The sequence below is a fragment of the Hominenteromicrobium sp. genome (assembly GCF_046974225.1).
In the GTDB taxonomy this organism is placed as follows: Bacteria; Bacillota; Clostridia; order Oscillospirales; family Acutalibacteraceae; genus Hominenteromicrobium; species Hominenteromicrobium mulieris.
In genome coordinates this window covers 89844-111133 of sequence record NZ_JBKWAE010000005.1, presented here as the reverse complement: position 1 = coordinate 111133, position 21290 = coordinate 89844, and the positions used below count along the sequence as shown (strand labels likewise).

The window sequence follows — 21290 nt, the reverse complement described above, 5'->3', positions numbered from 1 at the left end:
CTAAGCACATGAGCCAAGGCACAATCAAAAAAGTAGCCGGTCCGCTCGTAGTTGCAGGCGGTATGCGCGACGCGAACATGTTCGACGTTGTGCGCGTCAGCGACCAGCGACTGATCGGCGAGATCATAGAAATTCACGGAGACGAGGCTTCCATTCAGGTTTACGAGGAGACCTCCGGTCTCGGGCCGGGTGCGCCTGTGGAATCCACCGGCGAGCCGATGAGCGTTGAACTCGGGCCGGGCCTTATCAGCTCCATTTACGACGGTATTCAGCGCCCGCTGACCGCCATTATGGAAATGACGGGCAACAACTTAAAGCGCGGCGTGGAGGTTCCCTCCTTAAAGCGCGATGTAAAATGGAGCTTCACGCCCCTTAAACAGGTAGGCGACGAAGTAGAAGGCGGCGACATTCTCGGCACCGTACAGGAGACTGAGATCGTGCTGCACAAGATTATGGTACCGGCAGGCGTGCGCGGCACAATCCGCTCCATTTCTGCCGGTGAATACACCGTAACGGACACCGTGGCGGTCATTGACACGCCGAACGGCAGCAGTGTGAACGTATCGCTGATGCAGAAGTGGCCTGTCCGCCGCGGCAGACCGTACCAGAAAAAGCTTTCGCCGGATATGCCGCTCATCACCGGCCAGCGCGTTATCGATACGCTGTTCCCGATTGCAAAGGGCGGCGTAGCGGCCGTACCGGGTCCGTTCGGCAGCGGCAAGACCGTTGTGCAGCATCAGCTTGCAAAGTGGGCGGAAGCCGACATCGTTGTGTACATCGGCTGCGGCGAACGCGGCAACGAGATGACCGACGTTTTAAACGAGTTCCCGGAGCTCGTTGACCCGAAAACCGGGTATTCGCTGATGAAGCGCACCGTGCTCATCGCAAACACGTCTGATATGCCGGTTGCGGCGCGTGAGGCGTCCATTTACACCGGCATCACCATTGCGGAGTATTTCCGTGACATGGGCTATTCCGTAGCCCTCATGGCAGACTCCACCTCCCGCTGGGCGGAGGCACTGCGTGAAATGTCCGGCCGTCTGGAAGAGATGCCGGGCGAAGAAGGCTACCCGGCGTACCTCGGCAGCCGTCTGGCACAGTTCTACGAGCGTGCCGGCCGCGTCATTACGCTCGGCAGCGACAGCCGCGAGGGTGCGCTTTCCGTTATCGGCGCCGTTTCCCCTCCGGGCGGCGATATTTCGGAGCCGGTCTCACAGGCGACGCTGCGTATTGTCAAGGTCTTCTGGGGCCTTGATGCAAACCTTGCGTATAAGCGCCACTTCCCCGCCGTGAACTGGCTGACCTCCTACTCCCTTTATGTGGACACGATGGCGAACTGGTTCAACACGAACGTAGCGGAGGACTGGATGGATCTGCGTGCGCGTTTGATGCGCATTTTGCAGGACGAAGCAGAGCTTGAGGAAATTGTAAAGCTTGTCGGTATGGACGCGCTTTCCGCGCCTGACCGCTTGAAGCTGGAGGCTGCACGCTCCATTCGTGAAGACTTCCTGCACCAGAACGCATTCCATGAGACGGACACGTACACAAGCCTTGAAAAGCAGCACGACATGATGCTGCTGGTCGTTCACTTCTACGACCAGTGCGTTGCGGCGCTCGACAAGGGCGCGAAGGTGGACGACCTCATCGCGCTGCCTGTTCGCGAAAAAATAGGCCGCTTTAAATACACGGCGAACGACCGGGTCTCCGCGGAATACGATGCGATCTGCGCAGAGCTCTCTCAGCAGATTGACAAAGCCATTGAAAACAAGGAGGACTTCTGATGCCAAAGGAATACAGAACCATACAGGAGGTCGCAGGTCCTCTGATGCTCGTAAAGGGCGTTGAAAACGTAACGTATGACGAGCTGGCGGAAATTGAACTTGCAAACGGTGAAAAGCGCCGCTGCAAGGTGCTGGAAATTAACGAGGGCAACGCGCTGGTGCAGCTTTTTGAAAGCTCCACCGGCATCAACCTTTCGAACAGCCGCGTGCGCTTCCTCGGCAGAACGATGGAATTGGGCGTAAGCGAAGACATGCTGGGTCGTATTTTCGACGGCCTCGGCCGCCCCATTGACGACGGCCCGGAGATTTTGCCCGACCGCCGCGACGACATCAACGGTCTGCCGATGAACCCGGCGGCCCGCAACTACCCGCAGGAATTCATCCAGACCGGTGTTTCGGCCATCGACGGTCTGAACACGCTGGTGCGCGGCCAGAAGCTGCCGATCTTCTCTGCTTCCGGTCTGCCCCATGCCCAGCTTGCCGCACAGATTGCACGTCAGGCTAAGGTGCGCGGCACGAACGACCCGTTCGTCGTTGTGTTTGCGGCTATGGGTATCACGTTCGAGGAATCAAACTTCTTCATCGAAAGCTTCCGCGAGACGGGCGCCATCGACCGCACGGTCATGTTTGTAAACCTTGCAAACGACCCGGCCATTGAGCGTATCGCAACACCCCGCATGGCGCTGACTGCTGCGGAATACCTCGCTTTTGAAAAGAACTACCATGTTCTCGTCATCATGACGGATATTACAAACTACGCGGACGCGCTGCGTGAGGTCTCTGCCGCACGTAAGGAAGTGCCGGGCCGTCGCGGCTACCCGGGCTATATGTACACGGACTTAGCGTCCCTGTACGAGCGCGCAGGCCGCCAGAACGGCAAGACGGGTTCCATCACACTGATCCCGATTTTAACAATGCCGGAAGACGACAAGACCCACCCGATCCCGGACCTTACGGGCTACATCACCGAGGGGCAGATTATCTTAAGCCGTGAGCTGTACCGCAAGAATATCGCGCCGCCGATTGACGTTCTGCCGTCGCTGTCCCGTTTGAAGGATAAGGGCATCGGCGAGGGCAAGACTCGTGCCGACCACGCGAGCACCATGAACCAGCTGTTTGCCGCCTATGCACGCGGCAAAGAAGCCAAGGAGCTCATGGTCATCCTCGGCGAAGCCGCGCTGACGGACATCGATAAGCTGTACGCGAAGTTTGCGGACGCCTTTGAAAACGAGTATGTTTCGCAGGGCTATAACACGAACCGCGACATTGAAGACACGCTGGAGCTCGGTTGGAAGCTGCTTTCCATCCTGCCCAGAAGCGAACTGAAGCGAATCGACGACAAGTACCTCGACCAGTATTACGGAAAGGTGTGATGCGCGGTGGCAGGCACCCAGGTAAACCCCACCAGAATGGAGCTGACGCGGCTGAAAAAGAAGCTCGTCACCGCCGTGCGCGGGCACAAGCTTCTGAAGGATAAGCGCGACGAGCTGATGCGCCAGTTCCTCGATAAGGTGCGCGAAAACAAAGCGCTGCGCGAAGAAGTGGAAACGGCGCTCGTCTCCGCTAACCGGAACTTCATGCTGGCGCGCGCCGGTATGCCGGACGAAATGCTGAACACCGCGCTGCTTGCGCCGAAGCAGGAACTGACGATTTCCGCCGGCACGCAGAACGTGATGAGCGTGGAGATTCCGGATTTTGACTTTAAGACGCGTACACCGGACCAGAACGACATGTACTCCTACGGCTTCGCCTTTACGACCGGCGACCTTGACGACGCGATCCTTTCGCTTTCCGAGGTCTTCCCGAAAATGCTGAAGCTGGCGGAAGTGGAAAAATCCTGCCAGTTGATGGCGGCAGAGATTGAAAAGACACGCCGTCGCGTCAACGCGCTGGAGCACGTCATGATCCCGGAGCTGCAGACGAACATCAAGTACATCACGATGAAGCTTGACGAAAACGAGCGCTCCACCCAGATCCGCCTGATGAAGGTGAAAGACATGATGCTGAAAGAAGCGCATCATTATGAGTATTAAAGCTTAAACAGACGAGACCCCCGAAGTGCCAAAGCGTGCTTCGGAGGTCTCGTTTTTATGGAGGAGATTACTTATTAAAATACATAATTCACAAGCAAGATCACGATGCCGGTGAGGATCATGACTATGCCGACGACGCGGTTCAGAGTGACGGCGCTGGCGCGGTTTGCGATGGCGGCGGCAATCTTCGCCCAAAGGAGCGTGAAAACGACGCAGAGAACGAGGCATGTGACATCCGGCATGCCGCCGATGGCGAAGTGGCTGATGCCACCGGTCAGCGCAGTGAACGCCATGATGAACACACTGGTGCCAACCGCCATGTGCATCTCATAGCCGAGAAACGACGTCAAAACGAACAGCAGCATCATGCCGCCGCCCGCGCCGACGAAGCCACAGATAAACCCGACGAGGACACCGCCGACGATGGATTTGATGAGGCGTTCCTTCGGCGTGGCCGCAGCCATTTGCTCTTTGGTCGTTTTGACCGGCTTTAGGAGGAAACGCAAGCCGATGAAGATCATGGCGATCTGCATGGTGCCGCTCATGGCGCGCTCCGGCAGGAGACTTGCGACAAAACTGCCGACTAATGTCATAACAAGCACGCCGATGAGCAGCGGCAGGCTGTTTTTGACGTCAAGATTTTTATGCTTCTTATATGTCCACGCGCTTGTGGCGCTGGCCAAGACATCGCTTGCAAGGCCGATGCCGACCGCCTGATACGCCGGGACGCCGAGAAACGTCATAAGCATTGGCCCGATGACCGCGGCGGCGCTCATGCCCGCAAAGCCTGTGCCGATGCCTGCGCCCGCGCCCGCCAAAAAGCAGACGAGGATTTTGGCTAAAAGCTCCATATCAGTTCATCCTTTCCGTTTCCGCTAAGCCTTCTGCGGCGTTTTCGCACATTTTGTCAAACAGCACTTTGTACTGCTCGGTTTCTCCCGGCGTGAAGCCCTTAAAAAGCTGCTTGCCGAACACCTCCTGCGCCGCTTTTCCCGCCGCGATGACGGCTTCGGCGCTTTTCGTGATGCGTAAATGTTGACTTTTGCGGTTGCCCGCAGCGTAATGCGCTTCAATCCACCCGCGCGCTTCAAGTTCCTTTAACGCCGTTGAAACGTGCGATTTTGTGAGGTGGCGCGTTTTGACTAAATCTCCCGCCGTATCAAACTGCGGGTTATTGTGCAGGAACATTAAAATATTGAATTGCATCTGCGTCAGGTCGTATGCATCACGCACCGGCTTTGTGCACGCTTCGTAAAACGCCGTAAGAGATTTTTGCCGCTCCCAAAAGATCATATACTCACTTACTTTCGTTCTATTTTGAACTATATTATAGAACGAGAAACCAGAAAAATCAAGTAACAAATTGTAAACAGCAAAATATTTTTGAGCAGCAAAAAGCAGCCCCGGTGCATTTTTACACCGAGGCTGCGCGCCCCTAAAACGATGCCGGGGGCAGTTTGGCTCAATTTTAACCGAAAACAGATTCCGGGTCTACTGGCTCGTCGTTTCTGGTGACTTCGATATGCAGGTGGGAATCGAGCGCGGACTCAAACGGCGCGGCGGTCACGCTGCCGATGTCCTGCCCGGCCGTGACGACGTCGCCCTCATGCACGAGGAACGTTTCACCGAGTCCGCAATAGCGCACTTCGTAATCGCCGTGCTCTATCACAATCATATTCCCGCGCAGCATGTCCGTATGCGTCTCTTTTACAATTCCGTTTGCGCAGGCGTGCACGGTTTCGCCGTGCGCCGCGGTGTAATCCGTGCCCGCGTGTACGCGGTAGTCGCGCATCGTTTCGGAGTATACCGGCGTATCGGAAAACTCCGTCATGACCTCCCCCGGCACCGGTCGGGTAAGCGTTTCGCTGACCGTATACGTCGGCTCGGCAGCGGTCTCTTCGACGGGCGTTTCTTCTGCAGGAGCGTTCACTTCCTGCGGCTCCGCTTCTGTGCTTGCGGAGACCTCCGGCACAGTGCCCTGCGCGTGGCCCGCAGAAACGGCGCTCTCCGGGTCATCGTCTACGGGGACGGATGTTTCAGGCGTGGGGCGCGGTGTGGACGCGGCGGAAGACGCACTGCTCTCGCTCCCTGTGGGCTCCAAGAACCCGGAAACGGTATCGTATGTGCTCCACGCCGCAATGCCGATGGCCGTCAGACACACGGCAAGCGCAAGGTAAAACCCGCGCCGCTCCGTACTCTTTTTGCGCTCCGCTTCGGTTTTTTCCTGCTTTTTAAAGTGCATAGCCATATTTTTCTCTCCTGTTTTTAGCGTCATTGGGTTTCTTTACCCGTAGTATGGGCGGGTTTGAGAAAAATATGCAACTATACTTCAGTCCGCGGATTTTCGGCAGACGGAAACTTTCAGTTTCAATGCTGTGCAAAATCGGCACTTCTCCGCGCTGAAAATACCATTATACAAAAGGAAGAAGGACCGATGCGGCTCGGTCCTTCTTCCTTTTAGCTTGAGGGGTATATTGAGGAGGGTAGAACATGTATCCAAGAAAGGTGCGGTTCCTTTTCTTCTGAATACGCTTATATTATACCGCGGTTTCAAAAAGAGTTGTTAAATAGCCATGAATAAACGTTAAAGATTTTGGAACGCATTTATGAACGCTTTTTTCGAGAAAATCCGCAGAAAAAGCAAACAATCGTTTGCATTTTTCGAAAATATATGATACAATGGTTTTAATTAAAGAACTGCCCATTTCTACGGGACTGATATTGTATTAAAACGGAGGAATCGCATATGGCGAGTTTAACGAAAAGCCAGCAGCTTGTATATGACTATCTTTGCTCCACCATGGCGGAACGTGCCGTGCCGCCCTCTGTGCGTGAGATCTGCGCGGCGACCGGTTTGCGCTCCACCTCTACGGTGCATTCCCACTTGAAATCTTTGGAGGCGCTTGGCTATATCACACGCGATGCGGGCCTGAATCGCTCCATTCACATTGTGGGCGCATCTGCCGCAAAGCAGGTGCCGATTCTCGGCAAGGTGACGGCCGGTCTGCCCATTCTGGCCGTGGAAGACATTGAGGGCTATATTCCCTACCCGGACAAAAGCGGCAAGGAGCTTTTCGCGCTGCACGTGGACGGCCTGAGCATGATCAACGCCGGCATTCTGGACGGCGACTATGTCATCGCAGAGAAAACGCCCGTGGCGGAAAACGGCGAGATCGTGGTCGGCATGATCGGCGATGAAGCCACCGTGAAGCGCTTCTATAAGGAGAAGGGCACGTTCCGTCTCCAGCCCGAAAACCCGGATTTCGAGCCCATCATCTCCGATGAAATCACCATTCTCGGCAAGGTTATCGCGGTCATTCGGTATTATTAAGCTTTAAAAGCATAAAGAAAGTCTTGGCGACACAGCAGGAGCTGCAAACAGTCGCCAAGACTTTTTTGATAAAATCGTACCTCTCAGTGCATCTTATTTTCAATTCCGGCTAAATCGCCATACACATTACGAATCGTACTTGAAATATTCTGTATCGGAAGACGTATCTCGAATGGAGACAGAGAAGGAATAATCGCCGAAATCTGTTTGGAGAACCGCTTCTTCGGAGCCGGATTGCCAACGAATATCCATTTTTGTTCCGTTCACTTCAGCCACGATTTTTGCATTTGCAGAAAAAACAGGAAACCGGTTTCTCATCCGCAAAAGCTCGATTTGTTTTTGCACAATCGGCTTTTTCATTCCGGCAGCTATATCAGAGCATGTCAGGTTCGTGCGGTTGATTTCTTTATGCCCACCGGCACCCGCCCTTTGAACGGCAGCATGATCATTACGACCGGCAAACAGATCCAGATACCAAACCTGCGGTTTGCCCGGCATGAAAAGCTGTATTGCCCGTGCCAGAAGCATTTTTTTGTCATCTTCTCCCAGCGCGCTGTAATACGTGGCATTTACTTGATAGTATACGTTTTTTGCGCCGTGCAGATCTTTCACATATCCACCACGGGACACCACTGTATCAATGAGGCTTTGGATTCTTTCTTCCGAAAGCAACCCTTTTAAATCCAACAACGGAATACCATCATGACAGCCCAACATATTAACAGTCAGCATTTTGCGGTCACAGATTTCCCGTATCCACTGTACAAGAACTTCTCCGGACCTTCGTTCAAGTGCATCCAGCAATAATCCGGGTAGGAAAAAGTCATACACCATATACCCTTTTTCTGCAATCGTGCGGTATGTTCCCTCCGCATAGCTGGCATGTATCTCCGGCAAAAGCGTGATACCCAGCGGTTTTGCCAAATCTGTCACCTTGCCGAGCAACTCCCATGTTCCCGGATCATTCAAGAAATTCCGTGCACCCGGCTCTTTCGGTGCATAGGCAAAGGCGTCCAGACGAACGATTTTTGCGCCGTAACCGGCAAGTGTTTGCAGCGTATTTTTGTAGAATTCCCAAACGAGCGGTGAACGGATATTCAGATCCATCTGACCCAAATATCGACGATTTCTTTCCATGAAGTCAACCACCGCACCGCGATACACCTCCAATTGACCAAGTTCCGTCTGCTCGGGCCATTTGCCCTGCTCGACAGCCGCATTGACCAAAGAAGCCAACCGAACTGCCGGAGCATATTTTCCGTGTGTGATTGCCATAAAGTCCTGCGCATCTACATGGGAATAGACAACTTCCTGATAGAAAGTATTCCAATACGGAACATTGCTGTCGTCAGGAAACTTCACCATTAAAATCGGCAAGCCGGGTTTACGGAAAAACATATTTTGCAGCAGTTCGGGGTCCGGCCGGATATATCCCTCCTCGGTCATCGTTCCATGACCTGCCCAAAATCTGTTCCAATCTATAAAGAAGTCACGATAGAGGGATTGTTCCCCGTTTTTCAGTATATCCTGAAATTGCTCGGAAAGCACCGAAGCATGATTTAGTACAAAATCCAACTTCAAGTCAATTCCCATTGAGCGCAGCGCATCGAGATCCGTTTGTTCTGCCAGCAAGTCATTGAGTCGATAGTCTATAACAGAAAATCCGCGATCCAGATCGGTGTTGAACAGGCTTGGAAGAATATAGAACGAAGAAAATACGTCCTTCATTTCCGGCTGTTCCAAAAACGATATACATTCCTTTAATGTGCCGCCCAAGCTGTCAGGATAAGCATTCAGCATCGGGCCAAGGCAGAAATCACCGTCACACATACAATATCTCCTATCGGCCGGCGTCCATTTGCCGCTTAAACTGTTCGTAAGTTAAAAAGTCGCCGGATTTTGACAAGATAATTTTTGCAGCTTGTGCTCGGTTTTCTAACATACCCTGCTCTATCTCCAAAACCATAGCAATAAACGGCGTATCTGTATTTGCATCTCGAGCACGAAGCAGACGGTATTCTCTCGTTTCAGCCGGTGTACTGTTCAGCAGGATCGGAATATCCACACCGTCAAACTTTCCGCAATTGCCGTGCGTCCATTCGAGAATAATCACCGAAATATTCCGAAAATTCTTTTCTTCATACCAAAGCTCCGTCTCCGTGCGGCCCATTCTTTTCAGCCATATCTTATCCGCACCGCTTTTAAACTGTGTCAGCGTTTTGGACAGTTCATCAAACTCCTGTTCCTGTTCGGAACCGAGATATTCCGCCAACGCCTTTCGACCGGATTTTTGATATACGGTCAGCCACGGGTATCTGTCTGCTTCTTTTGACGCAGAGTCCGTTTCCGCTTCCTGCAGTACTTTAAGTTCACGTGCAGCATCCGGGGTATAAACATTCTGTTCCAGCATACCGCGTATGCCTGCTAAACGGAAAATTCGCATACGCTCCGCGTCATTCAAAGAAGGAATACGACGAGGGTAATTGTCGCCGGACAGCGTATAGCACCCGATTCCGAGTTGATTAAAATAGTATGTTAAAAGGGACGAAATACCCGTTTTTCCCACGCCGGATCCACCGCACACCGTAATAACCGCTCGTTTTGCCGGTGATTTTTCCAGAACTTCGCGCAGCATAGGTAAAACTACCGGAAAAATCTTTGCGGCTTTTTCTTTCTGCTGCGGTCCAATCCATATTTTGTCTCCCGGAGTATCTCCCTGCGGAATATCTTCCGGAATTTCCGGGGGCTGCCATGCCTGCATGGCTTTTTCAAGCGTCAACATCAAATCTGCAGTCAAGTTTACTTACCTCCATATTTTTATAATCTCTTGCCTTCTTCTGCCTTTTTGAACGAAAGCCAGCTAAAACTGTTACCGGATTGTACAAAATGGATCGGAAGATCACACGCAAGCACTTTCGGCAACCACTGTGCCATATACCGCATTCCGGGTTCTTCCAAATTGAAGTGCCCGACATTCAGCAGCGCACGTCGGATTCCCAAAGTATTTGCATCCTGCACATACTCGCCGATTGTCCAATCGATCACCTCACCGGGAATGATCAAATCGCAATTCATTTTTTCAATGAGCTGTATATTTTGCCTGTCCCAGTCCGTTCCGAAAAAATGTCCGACGATAGCTACGCGCTCCACAGGCATTTCAGGGTCTCCTATAATGCGAATTCCGTCAATCTGCATGGTATGCGCAACATGCTCCGCCACCGCGCGGACCGTAGTGAGCGGCAAGTGGTACGCAGTTCCCGGAAAATAGTTTTCCGTCTCCTGATACTGTTCCCAGCCGAGCATTTTAGCCAACCCGGAAAAGATACCGTCGGGTCTATGATTGTGGATATGATCGTGATCGCGATATACAACGATACCGAGACGGTCAAGAAGTTGTTTTTTTGCCTGATACACACAGTTATCCTGAAGCCAATCGGTCTCGTTCCATCCGTCGTAGAAAAGAGGCTCATGGCCGATGATTAAATTGCACCCCAGCTCAGCAGCTTTACGAATGACCTCTGCCGTTGGGCAACAGGACAACACGATTCCTGTGCAGACCTGATCCGGATCGCCGTATTGCACGATGTCGCACGTTCTGCGCTCCGGCTCCAGCGGTCCGTGATATGCTTCTAATTTATCAATGATTTCTGAAATTTTCATTGCCGTCTTCCTTTGCTTTACACTTTGTTGGCACCCATCTTCTTGTAGACATCCCCTCTGTCGATCCAGTCGAGGAAATTATTGATTTCAAGATCCCAAATGGCAAATTCGTGCTCATAACCGGGCAGGTCATCATAGCGCAGCCGGCCGCTCTTCCAGATTGGTTCAACAAATTTATGGTATTCCTGCACATTCTTATAAAGGAAATCTCTGTCGCCGATGCTCAGAAAGAGATCCGGCAGCTTCTTACCCTCTGCCACAGCTTTTTCTGTCGCAGCGTAAAGATCCACCCACTGCGGCCCCTTCGTCTTTTTGCTTTCCATATCCTTTTTCGAGAATACGGCCGGCGAAAGGGCACCAATCGCGCTGTACCGGTCCGGATTCTCAATGCCGTGCAGCAACGCGCCGTAGCCACCCATGGAAAGGCCCGCAATATAGCGATCCTTCGGACTGTCGGAAATCGGGAAATAGGCTTCAACAAATTCAGGAAGTTCCTGATTCAGGAAATCGTAGTAATTGTCGCCCATATCATCATTCATATACGCCTTGTTTCCGACAGAGAATGTAACGATAGCAATCCTTTTTTCTTCTGCATATCTCTCAACGCTTGTATAGCGGAGCCAAGACATATAGTCGTTTCCCTTACCATGCAGCAAATATACAACCGGGAACTTCCCCGGCAAGCTGTGTGTATGCGGATCATCCATATTGCAGGATGTAAAAGACGGAAGCGTCACTTCGATATCAACGCCGTGACAAAGTGAATACGAAAAGAAATTGCAATGGATTTGTGCCATACTTTTACCTCCAAAATAAGCAGTTTTTTAAAACGCGTTAAATACGATCATTTGTATAAACGATCGTCGCATGTCCGACAATCAGGTGCATCCACGCACTTGCGCCCTTGCTGTGTGCATCATAATAGATATGAAAAATACCGGGCACATCTTCATCTTCAAAAACCATAACATAAGGATCTACATCGTAGACTTTATGCGATTTTTTACAGAGCGACGCTGCGTAAGCATCACTTTGTTCCATATATTTTTTCCAGTCAGACATGCTCTTTCCCCTTTTTATCAACCCTTGACGCCGCCAATGACGATGCCTTTGACGAAAGATTTCTGAATAAACGGATACACGATCATGACCGGGATAACAGCCACAACTGCGATTGCCATACGGATGCTGACGCTCGGAAGTGTACCCATTTCAATATTGATGCCCTGCAGCTGCGTTGCGGTTTTGAGAAACTGAATGTTGTTAAGCATATTCGTCAGAACGTTCTGAATACTGTACAGATCCGTACGTTTTACAAGGTAGTACAGACCGTTCGTCCAGTCGTTCCAGTAAGCCAGACCGGACATCAGACCAATCGTTCCGATGATCGGTGTTGACATAGGCAATACGACGTTGACGAGCGTACGCAGTTCACTTGCGCCGTCCAGCTTTGCGGCTTCGATGATTGCATCCGGGATATTCGTTTTAAAGTAATTGCGCATTAGAATTACGTTAAACGGACTCATCAGAAAACTCGGGATCAAAAGGGCAAAGATCGTATCGCGAATATGAAAGAACTGCGAATACATAATGTACGTCGGCACGAGACCGCCGTTAAAGAGCATCGTAAAAAACACAAAGAATGCGATCGCATTTCGACCTTTGAGGCCCGGGCGTGCAAGCGGATAAGACAGGCATACCGTCATGCATACATTGCAGACTGTACCGACTGCCGTTACAAAGAAGGTAATGCCATACGCGCGCAAAACCGTTTTTCCTGTTTTAAAGATATACGTATAAGCATCCGCACTGAATTTTTCCGGAAAGAAGGAATAACCGTTCAGCATAAGTGTTTGTTCATCCGTGAGGGATGCCATCAACAGGAGCAAGAGCGGAAGCAAGCACACCAACGTTAAGATTATCAGAACAATATGCGGTATAATTTTAGCAGACTTACTTGTGGTAATCATAGTATCATCCCTTTCCCGTATAATCAGAACAACGCGCTTTCTTTATCGATCTTTCTCGTAATCATATTCGTAATCATAACCAGAACAAAACCGAGAATAGACTGTAAGAAACCGGCTGCCGAGGAACGACCAACATCGTTGAGTTGCAGGAGTCCGCGGTAAACATACGTATCAATTGTGTTTGTTACACTGAACAGAAGACCGTTGTTCATCGGCACCTGATAAAACAGACCAAAATCCGAATAGAACATTCTGCCGATGTGCATAATAACCAACGTAATGATTGTGGTCTTGAGGCACGGGAGCGTGATGTGACGAATCTGCTGCCATGTGGAAGCACCATCAATAACCGCCGCCTCATAATAAGAATCGTCGATGCCGATCAGAGTCGCAAAATAGAGGATAGACGAATAGCCGAAGCTTTTCCACAGATAAATGAACGTGAGGATAAAAGGCCAGTATTTCGGCGAGGAATACCAGCTGATCTCGTCCATACCAAGCAGCTTTAAGATTGAATTGTTGATAAAACCGTTATCCGAGCTGAGAAATGCAAATGCCAGATAGCTGACAACCGTAATGGACAGAAGATACGGAATCAGAATGCTCGTCTGATAAACACGCAGCATTTTCGTGCGTACCTGCTCAAGGAAAATCGCCACAACGATTGCCAAAACCGTACCGAGTACGATAAATGCCAGATTATAGCAAAGTGTATTGCGGAAGATTACAAAGGCGTCACTTGTCTTAAAAAGATAGGTGAAGTTATCCAGACCCACCCACGGGCTTTCAAAAACACCGACTGTATAGTTGATTTTCTTAAATGCAAAGGTCAAGCCGAACATCGGCAGATAATTGTTGATGATAAGATAAAGAAGACCGGGAATCATCAAAAGATACAGCGGGAGATTGCGTGTAAAGCTGCCTTTTTTCTTAATTTTCCCTTGTCTATTCTGACATACCATTTTGTCAATATTTAATCTCAACTTTGGAATCCCTGTCAAATTATCCCGTAAAGGATTATGCAGTTTTAATACGAAGCTGTTCACAAACTGCTACCGCACCGTATCTTAACGGGTCTCGAACGAAAGCTCCCTTGCCGCTGACCGGCGTTAAATCAATCGACATCGTCTTCCTAAGCTTTCCGCTTTCACATAACTTTTCGGCATGGCTAAACGCTCCATGCGGACCCGCCCGGGGTCAGACTTCGCATGGAGCTTTTACACTGCAAAGCTGCATATTTTTTCCTTCTTTCTCAAAAATTGCCGTATAATAAGGTCAATTTTAAAATAGCATGAATTACCGGGTTTATCAAGTTGCAAAGTGTATTTGTATCGCGGACAAATTGCGTATATGCTGTGAACAATTTAAGCATTTAAAGCGTAAGCAGCGCAATAAACTTTACCTTTTTTTAGATAATACTTGATAAAATGCCCTTTTCATGTTATTCTGTATACAGGAAGAGACGCGGAAATATGTCCGCGAGATAAAAACACTTTTTACTTGAACCGTCCGTTTTATAAGGAGGAGACCTTTTATGATGCTCAATGAAACCTATACAAAAAATATACAGCCGAGGGACCCGGAAAGAATTCGTTCCGATATCGAGACCCCCTGCGCAACGGTTTATAACCAGGGCGTAACACCGGTTTTGTATGATAACGCTGTGCAGGCTTCCTCCAGACCCGGCCGCGCCGTGGAATATCTGCCGGAAAACACCATTGCGCTTTCCGTTTCCGAGTGCGTGATGATGTTCCTCATCCAGCTCGTTCCGGTTTTGGGACTTATCATGGCTGCCGTTTGGAGCTTCTCCCCGAACTCCGGCATCAATAAGCGCACCATTTCCCGTGCTTTGCTCATCGTGCAGTGCATCGTGCTTGCCGTTGTGTGCGTCTTCTGGTGCATCAGCTACGGCTTTCATGGGTAATATTTAACAAGTCAACACGCCGCCGACAGTGGATTTTGCCGATCCTCTGTCGGTGGCTTTTCTTTTGCTTGATTTTACGGGGACATTTGTTATAATTGTGGAAAAGGAGGCATTTTTATGCGCGTGTTTCGTGTGCTTTGGCCACTCATCTCATTGCCGATGATGCTCTCGTTCTGTTACGTCTATAATACCACGCGCTCGTTCGGCAGCACGATGTGGCGCTCAGCCGCAAAGTGCGGCGCAACGTTCGTAGCGGTCATCACGGCGGTGCTCGGCATCGTGTTGTTTAATCGCCCGGCGAACGCGTGGCTGCTCGCTTTGGCGCTTTTATTCTGCTGCATCGCGGATTTTGTCATTGAGCGCGATTTTCGCTTCGGCGTAATCTCGTTCGGACTCGCGCACCTTGTGCTTATCGGGTATATTGCACAGCTCGGCGGGTTTCGGTGGGGCACGGTCGTTGCAGCTTTGATTATTTACGGCATCATTGCACTGATTTTTCGGCAATATCTGCATTCGCTCGGCTCTATGCTGCTCCCGATGGTGCTGTACCCGCTCGTGCTTTCGTTCATGACAGCTATGGCGGGCACGTTGCCGTTTGCTGTCTCGCCGCAGTGGATACTGTTCGCGTTGGGTGCAGCGGCGTTCTGCATTTCGGACTTGTTCGTTGCGCGGGATTTCATCTGCGGCATTACGGGCACACAGAAAAACGGTGCACTGATCCTATATTACCTCGCCGTGTACGCGATGGCGTCGATACAGGTTTATTTATAAAACTCTTTTGGGGGAATTCAAATGGAACCAATTTTGAAAAGTATACTGGAAAATAAAACGGAAAACTACCTGCTGCCGTTTTTCTGGCAGCACGACGGGCACGACGCGGAGATTCCCGCACGCGTACAGAAGATCTATGAGAGCGGTTGCCGCGCATTTTGTGTGGAATCGCGCCCGTATGAACACTTCTGCGAGGACGCGTGGTGGAAGACGATGGACATTATTTTGGCGGAAGCCGAAAAGCGCGGCATGCGCGTGTGGATTCTCGACGATAAGCATTTCCCGACGGGCTACGCAAACAGTATTTTAGAGCACGAAGACCTGAACCTGCGTCGAAAATTCCTGCGGGAATCGCATGTGGACGTGATGGGACCCATGGCGGAAGCGTCCGTCTTGGTGCCAATGCACACGCCGGAGGAAAAGCTCGTTTCCGCCGTGCTGTTCCGCCGCACGGGCAAAGATGAAGAGCTGACCGGCGAACCGATTGAGCTTGACGTGCAGCCGGAGGATAAATTCGTATATTTCAGTGTGCCCGAGGGGCTTTACCGCGTATTTTTCGTGTTTGAGACGTTCAGCGGCGAAGAAAACAAAAAGTACTATATCGACATGCTCTCAAAAGAATCGGTGCACAAGCTCATTGAAGCCGTGTACGAGCCGCATTACGACCACTATGCAAAGTATTTCGGCAACACGCTCGCGGGATTTTTCTCCGATGAGCCGGGCTTTGACGCGCCGCATTTTGGCATGACGGGGTGCGACACCGGTATCTATAACCGTTCGGTTGGCCAACCCGGCGTGATGCTGCCATGGCGCGACGCGGTCGCCGTGCGCATGGCAAAAGACGGCATCGACGAGCCGACGCTCTATCTGCCGATTTTGTGGTATGCACATGACGAGCTGACCGCGGAAATTCGCCTTGCGTACATGGACGCCGTGACGTTGCTTTGGAAAAAGAATTTCTCCTATCCGCTCGGCGATTGGTGCCGTGCGCACGGTGTGCAATACATTGGGCATTTGATTGAAGACATGAACGCGCACGCGCGTCTTGGGTGCAGTGCGGGACATTACTTCCGCGGGCTCGACGGGCAGGACATGAGTGGCATAGACATTGTGCTGCACCAGGTAATGCCCGGCATGGCCGACTACAAAACGGCGGCGCTCGTCTCGGGCGGCATGGTGGACGGCGAATTCTTCCACTACGTTTTGGGGCAGCTTGCGGCTTCGCACGCGCGGCAAAATCCGAACATGAATGGTCGCGCCATGTGCGAGGTGTTCGGCGCATACGGTTGGGCAGAAGGCGCGAACGTCATGAAATGGTTGATGGACTTCCTGCTTGTGCGCGGAGTAAACCACTTTGTGCCGCACGCATTTGACGATTTCTTCCCCGACCGCGACTGTCCGCCGCACTTTGGCGCAGACGGCAACGACCCGCAGTTTGCGGGCTTCACGCAGCTGATGCACTACGTGAACCGTGCGGCGCACTATCTGTACGGCGCGGAAATGGAAGCCTCCGGCGCAATTTTATACCACGCGGAAGCCGAGTGGATGGACAAATCAAGCGCCATGTTGACGCAAAAGCCTGCAAAAGCGTGCTATGACGCGCAAATTTTCTACGACATCGTGCCGCTCGATTATCTGGAGACGGCGGAAAAGAACAACGGACGCTTTGGGCGCGGGTACAAATACCTCGTCGTGCCGGCGTGCAGAAAGCTGCCGGAGCGCTTTGCAAAAATCTGCGAAGCGCTCAAAAACGCAGGCGTGCCGGTATTCTTTGTCGATTACGCACCGGACTGCGTGAATATCAGTGAAAACGAGATCGTGCCGCTTCAAAAGCTTGCAGCGCACATCAAAGGAAGCGGCCTCGCGCACGAATATAACGCAAAGGAGCACCTGCTGCGCATTGCAAAGTTCACGCGCGGCGAAGCGACAAGCTTCTTTGTCTTCAACGAAGCGCCGAACGCGGTACAGGAGACGCTTTCGCTGCCCGTCAGCGGCAAATACATCGCGACGGATCTGTTAAACGGTGTCTATACGCGTGGCGAGACGGCAGACGGCACAGTCGAGCTCGCACTTGAAGCGGGGCAATCGGTGATCCTCATTTTCGGCAGCGCTACGGAAGATGAATGGGCAGGCTTTCCGGAGAAATCCGAGGGTCTGCATATGGCGGAGATTGAGACGCTGTGGGACATTGACCTGCGTGAGACGGGCAAGGAGACAGAATTCAGGCCGTTCCGTAAAAGCTCGAAGCTTTTTAACATCACGGGCAAAAACGGTGAAACGGAGTTCTCCGGCGAAATGCGGTATAAGACAAAGCTCAACATAAACGATACGGCACACGTAGAGCTTGAATTTGAAAACGTCGGCGTAACGGCACGGCTGTTCGTAAACGGAAAGGACATGGGGCAGCGCATCTGCCGCCCGTACCGCTGGGATATTACGGAAGCCGTAAAAGCGGGCGAAAACGACGTAGAAGTGTTCGTCTGCAACACGCTTGCACAGCGTATGCAGGATTTCTTTTCGACGTATATGACACTGCCCGCGAGTGGCATCACGGGAAAAGTGCGGCTTTTTGTGCAATAAGTTGAATTTAAACGCCCCCGCATTCTCGTTAACACACGAGAGTGCGGGGGTCATTTTTTACAGGCAATCGTGCACGGACACACGCCAGTATTCCACTTCAAAAGTCGGCGCAAAGCCGAAAGAGCGGTATAAATTTAAGGCGGACGGGTTTTCGGAATCGACGTCGAGCTCGATGCCTTTGCCCGCGTTTTTGGCTTCAGTCAGCGCCGCGCGCATAAGGAGTTTGCCGTAGCCCCTGCCGCGCTCACCGGCTTTTACCGCCACGCCGCAGAGGGACAACGTTTCGTCCGTTTTTTCCCCCGCGAGGTCAAACACGCCGATGGGCTCACCGTTTACATACAGCACATACGCCGTGCGATTTTCGGCGAGGAGCATCTCTTTTGCGGCTTCAAAATTTTTATATTTGCGCAGGGAAACGGACAGATAGTCCGCGAGCGTCTCCCCCGTCACACACTTTACGGTTATGTTTTCCGGCAGTGGGAAAACCGCCGGCTCGCACGTCATGCGATATTCCGTGTGGCTGTGGACGGCGTTCGGAAAGTGCTTTTTAAGGTACGCCTTTCCCGTTTCGCTTTGCGGCTCGAGGTCAAACAAAAAATCAGGCACGCCGTGCACCTGCATTTCCTTTGCGGCGGCGTGCAAAAGTGCCGTGAATTGCCCGCAATTTCGCGCGGATTGCTTCGTGAACGCCGTTACCTCGGCCTCCTCCTGCGTCGGCAGAAACAGCGACAAAAATGCAGTGAGCGCATCGTTTTCACGACCGAGATAAAAGCACGGTACGGTGCGGTCAAAGTGGCTTTCCGTTTGCAGCCAGACCGTATTCTTTAGATTTTCGCCGCTGTATACTTCATTTTGCAGCGCGAGAATTTCTGCACGCTCCGGCTCTGTAAGTGCGGCACAGGCTTTAACCTCTAAACTCATTTGCGCTTAATCACTCTGCCGAAATGGTCAAGCTCGCGCGATTTTTCCATGGGCAGCTCACCGTAGACCTTGCGTGCGAGGAAGAAGACCGCCACGGCGTACACAACGAGCAGCACCTCCAAAAGATAGACGGAGGTAAGCACGTTCGTCTGATACAGCGCTGCGAGGAAGCCAACAACCGCGTGCAGCAGGATGCTGACGGGGTACAGCCAGAATTTCTGCGAACGCACCACGCCGAACATCAAAACGGAAAGCTCAATTTGCAGTGCGAACACCGCAGTGCGCTCCACGCAGTTCATCACGCCGGCAAGAGGGCTGATGGCATTGATCTCCGCGATGGTCTCAAGGACGATCTGGTACTCCGAGTTCGCATACTGCGCGGCAAACGCCTCTGCTCCCATGTTATTGAACGAGATGGACATCATGAGCGTAGAGAGCACCGTAAGACCCAGCACCATGATGCACTCGAGCCCGCCGAAGCCGACGCCGAACGTAACAGCGTTTTCGCGGCCCACGCTGTCCTTCAGCATCGTTCTATATACGAGAAAGCGTGCGGTCTCCTCCAGAATGCCAGCCGAAAGACCGCCATACACGGCGTAAAGCCACGGGTGGCCGAGCAGGAACGCGGAAACGGCGGAGCTGCCCGTGCCGAGCACAGCGGCATTGATGAGCTGCTCCAGCACCATACCGAACACAAAGTAGGCCGCCGCGCCGATCCACGCCGGGCGAAGCTCTGTGCCCTCCTTCTTTTTCCAGATGACAAGGGCAAGGATGGGCAGCGCAAGCGAAAACAGCAGCTCTGCTGCAAACGTGATAATGATACTGACAGATATGGTATCGGCCATAGTGGTATCTCCTTTTTGCGAAATGGATTTCTTATAAATGAAAACGCCGAACCGCCGGAAGGCAAAAAAATCCTCCGGCGGTGTTAATTTACGGGATAGAATCAGCGGAACAGCGTGCACACGCCGCTTTCGCGGTAATAGCGGATGCGCTTTTCGATTTCCTCTTTCGGGCACTTGAAATAATCCGCAAGGCACTGTATGCACAAAAAGTCCTCCGCGCCGCGGTAGACGAGCTTGCGGTAAATGGCGATGTCGTCATCGTGGAGCGGTGCGCCGCAGGTGCGGCAGGTTTTATAGTTTGCCATTATTTCAGCTTCACGGGCTTTGCAATGAACACCATGGTGTCATGCGGCTCCACCTGCGCCACGTAGCGCTCGGCGAACTTGCCCTCATCCTGCTTTGTATAGCAGTTGTAGAAGGAGAGGCCGATGTTCTCCGCATAAGAGATGCCCATATCCCAGAACTGCAGGGACATTTCGCTCTTTTTATCGCCGAAGTTTACGAAGCAGATGGCAAGAGAACCGTCGGAAAGGGGCTTTACGAGTGCCATGACGTTCTCCGGGTTGTTCCACTGGCGGATGCAGTACGGCGCGCGGCACTCGATATCCTGGTTGATGCGGATGAGGTCTTCGTTGCCGAGCGTTTCAAGCGTCACATCGGTCATATTGCGCACGTCGCAGCCAATCATCAGCGGGGAGCCCATGACGGCCCACAGTGCGAAGTGCGAGCGGTATTCGAGGTCGGAGCAGGAGCCGATGTTGCCGATGAACTCGTTGTTGCTGGAGCCGTGCATGCCGACGATGAGCATGTCAATGTCGTTGTGGCAGTACGGGCCGCTGAACGCCGTCTTATCGAGCTGAGAGAGGAACAGGTTCTTTACAGATTCCCAGTTATCCTGAATATCGCCCGTGGAGCGGAACAGCTGTGCGCCGGAGCTTCTGATCCAGCTGTGCACGTCTTCGTTGCCCCAGTTGCAGGCGGAGAGCACGATGTCTCTGCCGCAGTTGCGCAGCGCAAGGGACATGCGCTTGTAGAGCACTTCGCCGTCCATGTGCTTCGGTTTATAGCAGTTGTCGTACTTAAGGTAATCGACGCCCCAGGAAGCAAACGTCTCGGCATCTACGAACTCATGCTCAAAGCTGCCCGGGTAGCCCGCGCAGGTGTGCGTGCCGCAGCAGGAGTACATGCCGAACTTGAGGCCCTTCGAGTGCACATAGTCCGCCACAGCCTTCATGCCGTGCGGGAACTTCTCCGGATCCGGCACAAGGCGGCCGTTTTCGTCGCGCTGCTTGAGGCTCCAGCAATCGTCGATGACGACGTACTCATAGCCTTTATCTTTAAGGCCGCTTGCGCACAGAGCGTCTGCTGCGCCGCACACGAGGTCTTCGTTGATGTTCCATGTAAAGGTGTTCCATGAATTCCAACCCATTGGCGGGGTCATGGCAAGATATTTGTTCTGCATACATTCTTTCCT

At 52.0% G+C, this 21290-nt stretch carries 21 protein-coding genes; 7 read left to right on the top strand and 14 right to left on the bottom strand.

The window, feature by feature from the left end; genetic code table 11:
• The first annotated feature begins 8 nt into the window (after positions 1–8).
• Genes ACLTX1_RS05610 through ACLTX1_RS05600 form a run of 3 tightly spaced genes read left to right on the top strand, consistent with a single transcriptional unit; the run spans position 9 to position 3814 of the window.
• Entirely contained in the window at positions 9–1781 is a 1773-nt protein-coding gene (locus tag ACLTX1_RS05610; protein ID WP_176821139.1) for a V-type ATP synthase subunit A, read from the top strand.
• Positions 1781–3154 (top strand): V-type ATP synthase subunit B, encoded by a 1374-nt coding sequence (locus ACLTX1_RS05605; RefSeq protein ID WP_308449868.1) that lies wholly within the window; start codon positions 1781–1783, stop codon positions 3152–3154. The genes ACLTX1_RS05610 and ACLTX1_RS05605 overlap by 1 nt, the downstream gene beginning before the upstream one ends.
• Positions 3155–3160: 6 nt before the next feature.
• Complete coding sequence (locus ACLTX1_RS05600) at positions 3161–3814, top strand: V-type ATP synthase subunit D (protein WP_395506659.1); 654 nt, start codon at positions 3161–3163, stop codon at positions 3812–3814.
• A gap of 74 nt (positions 3815–3888) precedes the next feature.
• On the opposite strand, the gene ACLTX1_RS05595 is transcribed toward ACLTX1_RS05600, so the two are convergent.
• From ACLTX1_RS05595 to ACLTX1_RS05585, 3 genes are all read right to left on the bottom strand, one after another.
• Entirely contained in the window at positions 3889–4665 is a 777-nt protein-coding gene (locus ACLTX1_RS05595; protein ID WP_343284770.1) for a sulfite exporter TauE/SafE family protein, read from the bottom strand.
• 1 nt (position 4666) lies between these two features.
• Positions 4667–5107, bottom strand: a complete 441-nt coding sequence (locus ACLTX1_RS05590; protein ID WP_308449870.1) for a MarR family winged helix-turn-helix transcriptional regulator — start codon at positions 5105–5107, stop codon at positions 4667–4669.
• A 175-nt stretch (positions 5108–5282) separates the two neighbouring features.
• Positions 5283–6062 (bottom strand): peptidoglycan DD-metalloendopeptidase family protein, encoded by a 780-nt coding sequence (locus tag ACLTX1_RS05585; protein ID WP_412330593.1) that lies wholly within the window; start codon positions 6060–6062, stop codon positions 5283–5285.
• A 498-nt stretch (positions 6063–6560) separates the two neighbouring features.
• Between ACLTX1_RS05585 and lexA the strand changes: the two genes are divergently transcribed.
• Positions 6561–7145, top strand: coding sequence for a transcriptional repressor LexA (lexA, locus tag ACLTX1_RS05580; protein WP_176821133.1), 585 nt, complete (start codon positions 6561–6563; stop codon positions 7143–7145).
• A 126-nt stretch (positions 7146–7271) separates the two neighbouring features.
• Here lexA and ACLTX1_RS05575 read toward each other — a convergent pair whose 3' ends face one another.
• The 7 genes from ACLTX1_RS05575 to ACLTX1_RS05545 all read right to left on the bottom strand — a co-directional run bounded on the left by ACLTX1_RS05575 (position 7272) and on the right by ACLTX1_RS05545 (position 13758).
• Positions 7272–8975 carry a glycosidase gene (locus ACLTX1_RS05575; RefSeq protein ID WP_343284767.1) on the bottom strand — a complete coding sequence of 568 codons (1704 nt, stop codon included), beginning with the start codon at positions 8973–8975 and terminating at the stop codon, positions 7272–7274.
• Between the two features lie 10 nt (positions 8976–8985).
• A complete protein-coding gene (locus tag ACLTX1_RS05570) occupies positions 8986–9942 on the bottom strand; it encodes an adenylylsulfate kinase (RefSeq protein WP_308449873.1) in 957 nt (318 codons plus the stop codon).
• Positions 9943–9962: 20 nt separating this feature from the next.
• Complete coding sequence (locus ACLTX1_RS05565; RefSeq protein WP_308449874.1) at positions 9963–10805, bottom strand: Nif3-like dinuclear metal center hexameric protein; 843 nt, start codon at positions 10803–10805, stop codon at positions 9963–9965.
• 17 nt (positions 10806–10822) lie between these two features.
• The gene (locus tag ACLTX1_RS05560; protein ID WP_343284841.1) at positions 10823–11512 is read right to left on the bottom strand and encodes an alpha/beta hydrolase; all 690 of its coding nucleotides are present in this window, start codon (positions 11510–11512) and stop codon (positions 10823–10825) included.
• Between the two features lie 127 nt (positions 11513–11639).
• Positions 11640–11867 carry a hypothetical protein gene (locus ACLTX1_RS05555; RefSeq protein WP_308449876.1) on the bottom strand — a complete coding sequence of 76 codons (228 nt, stop codon included), beginning with the start codon at positions 11865–11867 and terminating at the stop codon, positions 11640–11642.
• Between the two features lie 17 nt (positions 11868–11884).
• A complete protein-coding gene (locus tag ACLTX1_RS05550; protein ID WP_308449877.1) occupies positions 11885–12652 on the bottom strand; it encodes a carbohydrate ABC transporter permease in 768 nt (255 codons plus the stop codon).
• Between the two features lie 146 nt (positions 12653–12798).
• The gene (locus ACLTX1_RS05545; protein ID WP_412330592.1) at positions 12799–13758 is read right to left on the bottom strand and encodes an ABC transporter permease; all 960 of its coding nucleotides are present in this window, start codon (positions 13756–13758) and stop codon (positions 12799–12801) included.
• 551 nt (positions 13759–14309) lie between these two features.
• On the opposite strand from ACLTX1_RS05545, the gene ACLTX1_RS05540 reads away from it, so the two are divergent.
• The 3 genes from ACLTX1_RS05540 (at position 14310) to ACLTX1_RS05530 (ending at position 18050) form a co-directional block, all read left to right on the top strand.
• Positions 14310–14699, top strand: a complete 390-nt coding sequence (locus ACLTX1_RS05540) for a hypothetical protein (protein ID WP_316518059.1) — start codon at positions 14310–14312, stop codon at positions 14697–14699.
• 117 nt (positions 14700–14816) lie between these two features.
• The gene (locus tag ACLTX1_RS05535; RefSeq protein WP_395506660.1) at positions 14817–15470 is read left to right on the top strand and encodes a lysoplasmalogenase family protein; all 654 of its coding nucleotides are present in this window, start codon (positions 14817–14819) and stop codon (positions 15468–15470) included.
• A 21-nt stretch (positions 15471–15491) separates the two neighbouring features.
• Positions 15492–18050, top strand: coding sequence for a hypothetical protein (locus tag ACLTX1_RS05530; RefSeq protein ID WP_412330591.1), 2559 nt, complete (start codon positions 15492–15494; stop codon positions 18048–18050).
• 57 nt (positions 18051–18107) lie between these two features.
• Here the strand turns inward: ACLTX1_RS05530 and ACLTX1_RS05525 are convergent, their stop codons facing one another.
• From ACLTX1_RS05525 to ACLTX1_RS05510, 4 genes are all read right to left on the bottom strand, one after another.
• Positions 18108–18971 carry a GNAT family N-acetyltransferase gene (locus ACLTX1_RS05525; RefSeq protein WP_412330590.1) on the bottom strand — a complete coding sequence of 288 codons (864 nt, stop codon included), beginning with the start codon at positions 18969–18971 and terminating at the stop codon, positions 18108–18110.
• The gene (locus ACLTX1_RS05520) at positions 18968–19816 is read right to left on the bottom strand and encodes a YhfC family intramembrane metalloprotease (protein ID WP_308449886.1); all 849 of its coding nucleotides are present in this window, start codon (positions 19814–19816) and stop codon (positions 18968–18970) included. Before ACLTX1_RS05520 ends, ACLTX1_RS05525 begins: the two co-directional genes overlap by 4 nt.
• Positions 19817–19917: 101 nt before the next feature.
• Positions 19918–20121, bottom strand: coding sequence for a hypothetical protein (locus ACLTX1_RS05515; RefSeq protein WP_308449887.1), 204 nt, complete (start codon positions 20119–20121; stop codon positions 19918–19920).
• Positions 20121–21278: a glycoside hydrolase family 27 protein gene (locus tag ACLTX1_RS05510; RefSeq protein WP_176821126.1), complete on the bottom strand. Its 1158-nt coding sequence runs from the start codon at positions 21276–21278 to the stop codon at positions 20121–20123. Before ACLTX1_RS05510 ends, ACLTX1_RS05515 begins: the two co-directional genes overlap by 1 nt.
• Positions 21279–21290 lie beyond the last annotated feature (12 nt).